Below are 11,546 nucleotides of genomic sequence, written 5' to 3'. Positions count from 1 at the left end.
AATATGAAAATTAAAAAAATATTGTTGACTACAATGATGTTGCCAATTGTTGCTAGTCCTTTTGCATTAGTTTCATGTAAGAATTCTAAAATTGATTATGATTTAGGTTTAGCTACTGCTCCTTTAAACTCTCTAAATTACATCAAATACTTATCAGTTAATAAGATTTTGCCTTCTTTAGTTGAATCTCCATTAAAATCAGGTCCTAATGAAAGTTTAAAAAGACTTTATTCATTACCTGAAATTAAAATGGGAATTTATGGTGGCGATGATAATTCTAATTCTATGGATGACTTTTTAAAATTTCATGCCGATTCTATTACTCAACCTTCAGGTCAATTTTATTCATTAGATCAATTTGGTGCTACCACTGGTTCTTTGGTTGGACCTAATGGTCAATTTAATCAAATTCATGCAATTAGAACTGCAAGTAATAAATTTTTATCACTAACTTTAAACTTAAATAATGGTTTAAGTAGATGATCAAATGGTGATGCTGTAACTGCGGAAGATTATATTGATGCAATGCATTACATTGTTGATTTTAATACCGGAAGTCAAAAACAAACTGACTTATTACAAAAAAAGATTAAATCAACTTCAAAAATGGTTGAAGCTCAACAAAACTATGTTAAAAAATTCAAACAAGCATACAAAAATCCTTTTGGTTATCCAAAATTAATTAAAACCAAAGATGGTAAATGAGTTTATGAAGCAACTCAAGCAAGCAATTCTAATAAACCTTTTGCTGCTTTATGACCATCACAAATTCCGGGTGATGAAAAAGAAGTAGAAGCAATTAAACAAGCAGCATTAGAATTTGGACTATATTCAGGAAGACTATACTTTAACTATAGTAATGAAGAAATTATTAGTTCCATCCCTTATTCACCAAATTTTGACTTTAGTAAAGAAGTTACTGAAATTATGCTTCCTAACCCAGAATACAATCTTGAAAAATACACTGAAAGTCAATTAACTAACGTTCCTAAAAGAATAGCAACTAAAATTAGAAAATATACTTTTAGTGATCCATATCAAAAATGAGATTTAGCAGAATTGATTCAACAAGCATCTGATTTTAAGAAAAAATATGAAGTTGCTTTAGCACAAGGTAAACCAGAATTTAAAAAACTAAGCTATAATCAACAACTTTCAATGCTTAATGAAACCGAAATCAATCCTCATGAAACTATTAAAAATATTGATATAAGTTTATATTCTAAGAGATTAACTTTTGCTCGTGATGAATATGCATTAAGAATTGAATATGAATCATATGAACCTACTTCATTAAGTAATGCATATCATGATATAACCGGAACATTTGTACCTATTAATAGAAGATTTGTTGAATCAATTGGAGGAATTAATAACTTTGGTTTAGATAGAAGTACTTTTTTAACCAATGGACCTTTTACTATTAGTGATTTAGTTTTTGGACCCCAAGGTTATATGCTTTTGAGCAAAGACAAGAAGTACTATTCACATGATAGAACCATTTCAAACAAAATTAAATTGTATTTTAGTTCTGATACCAATTTAAATTCAGCATTGTATGACGATGGTTATATTGCTGCTACTAGAATACCTGCAATTTCTCAAATTGATTATTGATCAAATTTAGAATATAGAAAAAATATGAACAAATCATCAGGATTTGGTACCATTGCTTTAGCCTTTAACCTTGACAAAGAAACTAATGGTAATAGCCCATTAAATGACAATGATTTAAGAAATGCAATTTATTACGCGATTGATAGAAATGCAATGTTAGATATTGTTGGATGAAACTCATCATTCCCAGTTAATACTTGAACTGCTTTTGGTCAAAGTTCATCAAGTTTTGGAGATGCTACTGAATTAGGTTTTGATCACGATGATATGTATACCAAAGTTGATGATAAAAAATTAATTCCAATTCAAAACTATTCACACATTGATCACTTATCAAAGGCTTTTAAGTTTGAACATGTTGATCGTACAGACAAGACTTATTTACCTGAAATTGCTAAAAAATATCTAGCAAATTTCAAAAAGAATAATCCAAAAATCAAAAAGATTAAATTAAAATACATTCACAATTCTACTGATGAACAATTAAATGCTGGAATTGGTTTAAAAGATGCTTTTAAAAAAGCTTTCGGTGATTTTATTGATTTAGAAATCAAAGGATTACCTGAAAATGTTTATGAAGATTCAAGAACCAAAGGTGAATTTGATATCATTTATCGTAATTTTGATACCTTCGGAACCGATTCATATTCATATGTTAGAGTCTTTTTAAAACCAGATGAAATTAATAAAAATGACCAAAAATCTTCAGGTTTTAGAAATAACCCTGCTGGTTCTTGAACTTATGATAAATACTTTAAAGCAATTGGTATAACTAGAAATGATGACAATACCATTGCTTATAAAAATCCTCAATTAGCAAATCAAACCCGTGAAAGATTAAGAATTGATCAAGAAATTTGAAACAAAATTATTGAGCTTTCATTAATTAAAAAAGAAGAAGATTTAAACAAATTTACTGAAAGATATTCTGCCTTTTTTGCAGGTCAATTTACCGAAGAAGAAAAACAAGCTAAATTTACAGAAAAAAGAGTTGTAGCAGTAATTGCTGCTTTAGAAAAAATCGTTCGTGATGGAGCTCCAGTAGTCCCATTAATGGAAGTTGATACATATTGAGAAATATCAAGAGTAGGTGGAGTATCATCATTATTTACATACTCATTGCAATATGCATATGATGTTAAAAAACCACCAATTAAAACCTTACCTACAAAGATGGAGTTCTAAGATGCAAAAATATAATGATTTTCAAATTTTGGATAATGAACAAATATCTGAATTAGAAAAAAATAAAAAAATTAATTTTCACAACTCATATGTAGACTTTGAAAACAAAATCAAATTTAAACTTCCTTGATATAAAAGAATTTTTAATATCCAAAGAGGATATGTTAAAGGGATTGTTAAATCATCAAAAATGATTTTAGAATTCCTAGTAGTTGCTTGAATTGTTATTACCGCTACTTTTTTCTTAATTAATTCAGTTCCGGGTTCAATGACAGTTTCAGCTAATTTACCAGACGCACAGAAAAAAGCAATTGAAGCTCTTTATGGTTTAGATTTACCAATATGACAAAGATATGGAGTTTATTTAAAAAACTTTATTAGGGGAGATTTTGGAATTTCTTTTTCAGTTTTCCCTGGCGCTAAAATCAATGACTTTATTTGAGTGAGATTTTTAAAAAGTTTTTACATTGGAATTTTTTCAGTGCTTCTAACTTTAGGAATCGGAATTCCAATTGGAGTTTATGTAGGAATGAATCCTGATAAACTACCTGACCATATTGCTACAGTTTTTGTTTCTATCTTTTCATCTATTCCTTCATTAGTTTTTGCATTATTGCTACTTTTGATTGGTAGAGAAATGAATTTACCATATATTTTTAATGAAAAGAATATTGCTACCTATGTTTTACCAGGTCTGGCATTAAGTCTAGGTTCAATTATTGTTTATATTAAATATATAAGAGCAGAACTTAATCGTGAATTAAATTCACAACACGCTAAATTTTGTTATTTAAAAGGTTTATCTAAAACTCGTTTTGTTTGAAAACATGCTTTAAAACCTTCTTTATTTCCAATCGCAACATTTTTCCCTGTAGTTATCTTTGGTAGCTTCATTGGTTCAATGTTTGTTGAACAAATTTTTGTAATTACAGGTTCTGGTGGTTTATTATTACAAGCCATTACTTCAAAAGATTACAATATCATCTTATTTATGGTTTCACTATTTTCACTTATCACTATCTTATCTTATACCTTGAGAGATGTTCTATATGAACTCATCGATCCTCGGGTAAGAAAAAGAAAATAAAGGAGGTTAATTTATGTCTAATACAAAATATGAAGAATTTGAACAGCAACTTCAAAGAGAAGAACAAGAATTAGCTCCTAAAAGATTTATTCAACCACTTAATTATCAAAAATATAAGTTGATTGGTGATGTAATTAAATATCGTGAAACCTCATATATGCACAATCAACAAAAACCATGAAAAGAATTCTTTTATAGATATAGTAGAAATAAAGGAGGAATTTTTGGTTTTGTTGCTTTAGCAACATTAATTCTTTTGGCTTTATTTATTCCTTTTTTTACTCAAAATCCAGAAAAACTTTCTAGTGATATTCTAAAAACCTTTTTTGAAAATGGTCATATTTTTGGAACTGATCGTTTAGGTAGAGATATTTTTGCTAGATTATGATGAGGATTAAGATATTCAATTACTTTAGCAGTTGTAGCAACCTTAATTCAGGTTACTTTAGGATTATTTTTTGGAATACTTATGGGACATTACCGTATGTTTGATAAGATAATGACTTTTATTATTAAAATTATTTCTAATATTCCTTCAATTATTGTTTTAATTGTTATTACAATTGTTTTAAATCCTACATTTTGAGTAATTGTGTTTGCTTTAACTTTTACTTCTTGAACGGGTATTGCTAACCAGATGCGTTCCCAAGTATTGAGAGCAAAAAATTATGAATGAGTTTCTGCTTCAAGAATTTTGGGTACTCCTACTTATAGAGTTTTATTAAATTACTTACCTGTAGTTTTACCTTTATTAATTACCGAAATTGTTTTCCATATTCCAGGGGTAATTCTTTCAGAAACTTCTTTAGCTTTTATTGGGTTATCAATTCCTAATAAATCAACTTTAGGAAACTTGATTACTGATGGTTCTAAAATTTTCTCAACTTCACCACGTTATGTTTTAATTCCTTCTACTATGTTAATTATTGTTACTACTTCAATACAATTAATGTCTTCAGCAATTCAAGAAAGTTTATTAAGACAAAGATAGGATCTTAAAATGGAAAAGTCAAATAAAAAACCTAAAACTAGTAAAACTAATATTAAAAACACTTTGAATAAAGAGACTGAACAACAAGATTTAAGTTTTAAAATTAACAACCAAATAACTGAAGATATTTTTGTAAAAGAAGTAGAAAAACCAATTAATTTAGCATTAAAGAACAAAAAAACTATCAAAGAAGCTAAAAAAGAAATTAAGACAGAATTAACAACACAAGAACAATTAAAAGTGCAAACAAATGAAAATGAAGTTGAAAAAGATAGTCAAACTTTAATTAAAGATGTTTTAAATACTAATATTGAAAATCAAATTTCAACTCAAGAAACCATTGTTATTCCAGAAGAGCTAAAAATATTTGAAAATGAAGTTAGTTTAGATGATTCGGGTTATTCTAGATTATTTAGAAAATATCTAGAATATAAAATTAAACCAGAACCAAAAAGCATTAGAATTATGACTGGTTTATCTAAACCAAGCTTTTGAAAAGTTTTTACTAAATCATGTATCAATTTATATAACCGTACTAAGTACTTTTTCACTATGATTTTACCTTCTTGATTAAGAATTAAGAAAAATGAAAAAGAAAATAGATTTGCTGAATTTCAAAAATATATCGACAATGCTCAAGTTGAATATATTTTTAACAAACCTAGAAAAGTTGTAGCGGAAGTAAATGATGTTTATTTATCTTTCGCTAATCCTGCTAATCCTAAAGAAAAAAGCATTGTTTTAAGAGGGCCAAGTTTTAAAACCTATGAAGGATGTATTCATGCTATTATTGGTGAATCTGGTTCAGGTAAATCAGTTATTACCTCACTTTTATATGGTTTAACTGGAAGTAATGCAATTTTCGAATCAGGAACTGTTAAATTGTATGGAATGGAAGTTCAACATTTTACTTTAAAAGATTGAGAAAATTCTAAACTAAGAGGAAGAATTGTTTCAGCAGTTTTTCAAAACCCAATGTCAATTTTGGATCCAACCATGAAAGTTGGAGAGCAAATTATTGAAGGTATGTTAATTAACAAAATAGTTAAAAATCGTAAAGAAGCAAAACAAGAAGCTATTAAATATTTACAATTAACTAAAATTAATAATCCAGAAAAAGTTATGACTTTATACCCACATGAACTTTCTGGAGGAATGATTCAAAGAATTGCTTTAGCAGCTATTGTTTCTTTAAAACCAAAATTATTAATTATGGATGAACCTACAACTGCTTTGGACCCTACTGTTCAAGCATTGGTTCTAGACATTGTTAGAGAATTACAAAGCGCTTTTAAAATTTCAATTATTTTTATTACCCATGATTTAGGAGTTGTTGCTTCTATTGCTGATTATATAAATATAATGTATGCTGGTCAAATCATTGAAGCAGGTACTAAAGAAGAAATTTTAACTCACCCAATGCATCCATATACTTGAGGTTTAATTGCTTCAATGCCAGATTTTAATACTGGTGAAAAACTTCATGTAATTGAAGGCGCAGTTCCATCGAACTTAAACAACATTGTTGGAGAAGCTTTTGCAATTAGAAATGAATATGCGTTAGAGATTGATTTTGAAAAAGAATCATCATTTTATCAAATTTCACCCACTCACTATGTTAAATCAGAATTATTAAATGAACATTCACCAAAAGTAAAACCACCTAAAGTTATTCAAAAACTTTGAAATAAATATGAACAAAAATTGAACCAACTATATGGTAAACAATGATATGTTAAAGAAGAAATTTTTAACTATTATCAAAATAGATGTACCTTACACAATCAAGAAGTTGATAAATTAATTGAAGAATCTCAACAACAAGAATCTCAAGAAGAAACCAAAGGAGAAGCAAATGTCTAAATATTATTGTGAAAATGATGTATTTGGTAAGAAAAAATGTCGTGAGATTATTGAAGGTACTGAACAAATGTTAAGTTATGAACCTAACAATGAACCATTAGTTAAAGTTAGAAATTTAGACATTGTTTATACTTCGGGTGTTAGAAGATTTTATGCAATTAAGAACTTAAATTTGAATATTTATGAAGGTGAAGTATTAGGACTAGTTGGTGAATCTGGTTCCGGTAAATCTACAACAGGTAGAGCAATCATTGGATTAACTCCTCATGATTTTGGATACATTCAAATCGAAAACCAAATAATTCCTAAAAATATGTATAAAGGTTTTAAATTTTCTAAAAAATATAAAGACCTAGTGCAATTTATGATTAATAAAGTGCAAATGATTTTTCAAGACCCTACCAACTCATTGAACCCATATAAAAATGTTGAATGAGTTGTTTCAGAAGGAATTACTAATAGTAAAAACCTTAAAGGTTTGTTTCAAATTGACTTTGATCAAAATGTACTTTCTTACATCAATGATGAAATTAAGAAAACTGATGCCAATGCTGACATTTTACAAGAAATTGCTATTGCTTTTAAACAAATTAATAAAGGTCCTGAAATTTCAAATCAATATGTATTTGAAAAGATTTACAATCTCATTTGTCAAAGAATTGAGCAAAAAGCAGAAGTTTATACTCCATTAAAAGAATATTTGGATAACGCTAAATTAGAAAAAGAAAAATTACTTACTTTATCTAATAAGCAAATAAAGAAAATCCTTGTTGTTAATATGTTAAAACAAGTCGGTCTTGATGAATCTGCTTTAGGAAGATTCCCATTAGAATTTTCAGGTGGTCAACAACAACGTTTAGGTATTTGTAGATCAGTTATTCTTAAACCTAAATTATTAATTGCTGATGAACCTATTTCTGCACTTGACGTTTCAATTCAAGCTCAAGTTATAAACATTTTTAATGAATTAAAAGAAAAATTTAATTTAACCATTTTATTTATTGCTCATGATTTAAGAATGGTTGAATATATTTCAGATAGAATAGCAGTTATTAATAAAGGAACTTTATTAGAAGTTGGAAAAACAAATGAAATTATTCATAATCCAGTTCATCCATATACAAAGTCATTATTAGATGCTGTTCCTTCAATTGAATCTAAAAAAGGTTCTTTATTAGGATATCAATATGATGCTAATATGCATAATTATGATTTAGACTATCAACCAAAATGACAAAAAATAAATGATGACCATTTTGTTTTAGCTAGTGATAAAGAACTAGAACAATTCAAAAAGATTAAATGTGAGCATCATATTTAGTTCTATTAACAAAAAAATTCAAATATTTGTTAATAGAATGCTAGATATTTTGTAAATAAAAATTACTTTAATATAAAATAAGAGAGTTATGCAAAAATTTATTGAATTTTTTGCTATGAAACCAGAAAACCAAGTTTCAGGATTATTGGCTTCTGTTTTTGGTTTGATAGCCGCAATGTTTACTGTTGGAATGGGGATTCCACAATTAGTAAAAATTTTAAAAGACAAAAAAGTTGGGGAAATTAAATATTATTCATTTTGAATATTCTTTATTGCTATTAATGGTTGAGTAATTTTTGGAGGTTTTACTGAATCCAAATTAATTCCTGCTGTATATGCTAATGCTTTATGTTCATTATTGTATATTGCTAATTTATTTGCTTTATATAGATACTCAAATACCCAATGAAGAAAAAAAGGACAATGAGTTGTTTTAGGTATTGCCATGACTATTTCCTTTGCTTCTATCATTTCAGGTTTTATTGGTGTTTATTGAAATGGTAAAGGACTTGCTTTTGATGCAAATACCAGTGGAGTTCTTTCTACAATTGTACCTATGGTTACTACCTTTGCTTTTGCTCCTCAAATTTTGAAATCATTTGAAACCAAGAATTTCAAAGGTATGTCAATATGATTAACTTTAGTTTTTATTATTGCTAATACCGCTTGAATTCTTTACTGAATTTTTGGAATTGCAAATCAAGGTGTTAAATCATTTATGCTTAATGCTTTGGTATGACAAGTTATTCAAATTGCTATATATGGTGCTCAATTCTGAATGCAAATTTCAATGGCGAAAAAGGAAAAAGCACAAAAAAATACTGAACAACCTATTGTTGAAAACAACAATTTATAGTTAAAATATTTAAAAAAATATGTAAAAAAGTTCAAATATTACCTTTATATTTCCATATTTTTTATTTATTTTTTTCTAAAAAAATTTTCATAAAATGCCCTATTTTTAGGGTATTTTTTTACTTTTTTCTCTATAAAATACTAGGAAAAAGAAAAAAAATTAATAATAAAAATTACTTGTATATATTAGTTAAAAAGTATATATATAAGGTAAGAAATTAATTACTAAAATAAGGAATCTAGTTAAGTAATTAAATACTGTGCTTTGAACCCCTGAATTTATCTATTTTTGAGGAGCAATAATGAAGTTATTTAAAAAAAGAAAAAACAAAGTCTTACTATTAACTGCTGTAACTGCTGCAGCAGGTTCAATAGCAATCGGAGCTTTGATTTATTCAGCAACTGCTGATGCTAAATATGGGAAAAACTTGCGTTTAGATGCAAGTGATTCTAACTTAATTGCTAGTGATAGAAATGATTTATCTAAAACAGTTGATTCCACTAGGGATAATAATATTCCTCAAGTTCCTAAACCACCTGTAGTTGTTCCTAAACCAGAAACACCAAAAGTTATAGTTACACCACCTAAGCCAAAAGAAGAACCTAAACCAGAACCAAAACCTATTCCCGAGCCTAAACCAGAACCAAAACCTGAACCTATTCCTCAACCTAAACCCGAGCCTATTCCTGAACCAGAACCTATTCCTACTCCTCCTGCTAAGGAACCAGAAATTCCTAAAACCACACCAGAACCACCTACAACTACTTATGTACCAATTCCGGGTAGAAAATGAACCACAATTGTTATAAATGGTGTTACTGTTGAAGCAGAAATTACACCTCAACCAGAACGGCAAGTTTCTGATACTGATAAACAAAAAGAAATTGCTAATCCTAATCCTTATCAAAATATTATTGTTGATAAATTACACCGGATTAAAGTAACTGATGAATTAAGAAAAGCAACCATTGAAAAAGCATTAAATGGTGGAGAAGGAAATAAAGTAGGTTTGTTTGATGACTTTAGAATCACATATTTAACTGAACATGTTAATGATTTAGATTTAGCAGAAAAGTTAGCTACAGGTACTGAAAATAATAGATACAACTGAAATAATGTTTTGTTCCGTTATCGTGATTTACTTGATTCAGAAAATGTTATAAAGTTTTTAAAACCAGAAGCACAAAAAGAATATCCTAATAAAAAATTTAACAGTCAAACTCAAAGATACATTTGATTAATTGCTAATTTAGATCAAACTAAATTTGTTAAAATGGCAAAACGTTCAGAAGAAATGCTAGAACAAGGTCTTACAATTGATCCTAGAAATTCAAGAATTAATGAAAATGGAGAAATCGATTCTAATTCTTGAAGTCCTCCAGCAGCACATAACACTGTAACTAGCCGTATGCAAAGAGACAATTCAAAAAGAAGAGTTTTTGGCTATGATTCATACTACTGAAGAGGTTCAGGCGATATTGAAGAAGGTAAATACGAAGGGTGAACGAAAAAAGATATTACCAATTCTGAAGAATTCAAAAAATACAATGTTGGTAATGGTGACGGAATTAAAATTAGTGAATTAACTAGAAATGTTCCTAAACAAGACGAATTAAATAAAGGTATAGTGGTAGAAATTGATGCAGCTAATCCAGATGGATACCAAAAAACTAAAGAATTAATTGAAAAATTAAAAAATGATAATGTTCAGATTACCTCATATCGTATCAAGAATATGGGTTCAACTGATGCTGGTCAAAAATTCAAAGATATTTTAAGTGTTTTACCAGACAGCTTACCACAATTGGAATTATTCTTTTCTGCTAATGCTACAAACACATCTAGTTTGATTGCTTTAGAAGGTAAGAAAATAAAAGAATTGTCATTATACACTATGGGTAATTCATTATTAGAAGAATGATCATTTAACCCTTGAGCCTTAAAGAAGGTTGAATGAGTAAATACTATTGATTACAATGTAAGTTCAGATTATCCTAAAAATGTTCCAATAGCTACTAGAATTACCTTTGATACTATTGCTTTTGATGAACAAGATTATTCAGGAAATGATGATTTTACAAGAATCAACAATGGATTAAGAATGGTATATTACACAAGAAATAATGAACCATTTTTCCAAGGAAGTTTTGGTCCTGGATTAGCACCTGATTTTAATGAAGGTGATAATAGTTATCCTATGGGTCTAGACTTTAGTAGAGTACCAAAAATTAAAACCTTAAGAGGTTTAGTATTTCATGATATTGAAAAATCTTCAAATAAACCACGTAAAGTTAGAAGAGTTAAATTCTTTAATGATAAGGAATATTATGAACTTTCTGCTAAGGATTTAGATAATGCCGGTTTTGAAAATCTTGTTTTAGGTGAAAGAGAAAAACCAAAAATAAGATTCAGTAATGGTGATGCAACAACTAAGATTAGAATTACTGATAAAGAAAAATTATCATCTAGTGCAATATTTAATTTAGGTCGTTTCTTTACCTTTAATTCTACTTTAGGAAGCAATAAAACAATTCAAATTCCTCAAGATGCTAGTCCTGAACTAAGAGATCAATTAAAATCTTTAGGTTGCAACGTTGAAACAGCAAATGATATTCAATTTACCTAA

The 11,546-nt window shown here is 28.1% G+C and carries 7 protein-coding genes; all 7 read left to right on the top strand.

What is annotated here, in order from left to right; genetic code table 4:
- Window positions 1–3: 3 nt before the first annotated feature.
- Window positions 4–2,802 (top strand): ABC transporter substrate-binding protein, encoded by a 2,799-nt coding sequence (locus ACJA25_RS02485; protein ID WP_406615045.1) that lies wholly within the window; start codon window positions 4–6, stop codon window positions 2,800–2,802.
- Window position 2,803: 1 nt separating this feature from the next.
- Window positions 2,804–3,889, top strand: a complete 1,086-nt coding sequence (locus ACJA25_RS02480) for an ABC transporter permease (RefSeq protein WP_406615043.1) — start codon at window positions 2,804–2,806, stop codon at window positions 3,887–3,889.
- Window positions 3,890–3,902: 13 nt separating this feature from the next.
- A complete protein-coding gene (locus tag ACJA25_RS02475; protein WP_406615041.1) occupies window positions 3,903–4,880 on the top strand; it encodes an ABC transporter permease in 978 nt (325 codons plus the stop codon).
- 9 nt (window positions 4,881–4,889) lie between these two features.
- Window positions 4,890–6,743, top strand: a complete 1,854-nt coding sequence (locus ACJA25_RS02470; RefSeq protein ID WP_406615039.1) for an ABC transporter ATP-binding protein — start codon at window positions 4,890–4,892, stop codon at window positions 6,741–6,743.
- Entirely contained in the window at window positions 6,736–8,064 is a 1,329-nt protein-coding gene (locus ACJA25_RS02465) for an ABC transporter ATP-binding protein (RefSeq protein ID WP_406615037.1), read from the top strand. The genes ACJA25_RS02470 and ACJA25_RS02465 overlap by 8 nt, the downstream gene beginning before the upstream one ends.
- A gap of 88 nt (window positions 8,065–8,152) precedes the next feature.
- On the top strand, window positions 8,153–8,920 hold the full coding sequence (locus ACJA25_RS02460) for a PQ-loop domain-containing transporter (RefSeq protein ID WP_406615035.1): 768 nt from the start codon (window positions 8,153–8,155) through the stop codon (window positions 8,918–8,920).
- Between the two features lie 301 nt (window positions 8,921–9,221).
- Entirely contained in the window at window positions 9,222–11,546 is a 2,325-nt protein-coding gene (locus tag ACJA25_RS02455) for a putative immunoglobulin-blocking virulence protein (RefSeq protein WP_406615033.1), read from the top strand.

The sequence above is a fragment of the Mycoplasmopsis hyopharyngis genome (assembly GCF_045276885.1).
Classification (GTDB): Bacteria; Bacillota_I; Bacilli_A; order Mycoplasmatales; family Metamycoplasmataceae; genus Mycoplasmopsis; species Mycoplasmopsis hyopharyngis.
The sequence above is the reverse complement of the archived record's forward strand: the minus strand, read 5'-3'. Positions and strand labels throughout refer to the sequence as shown.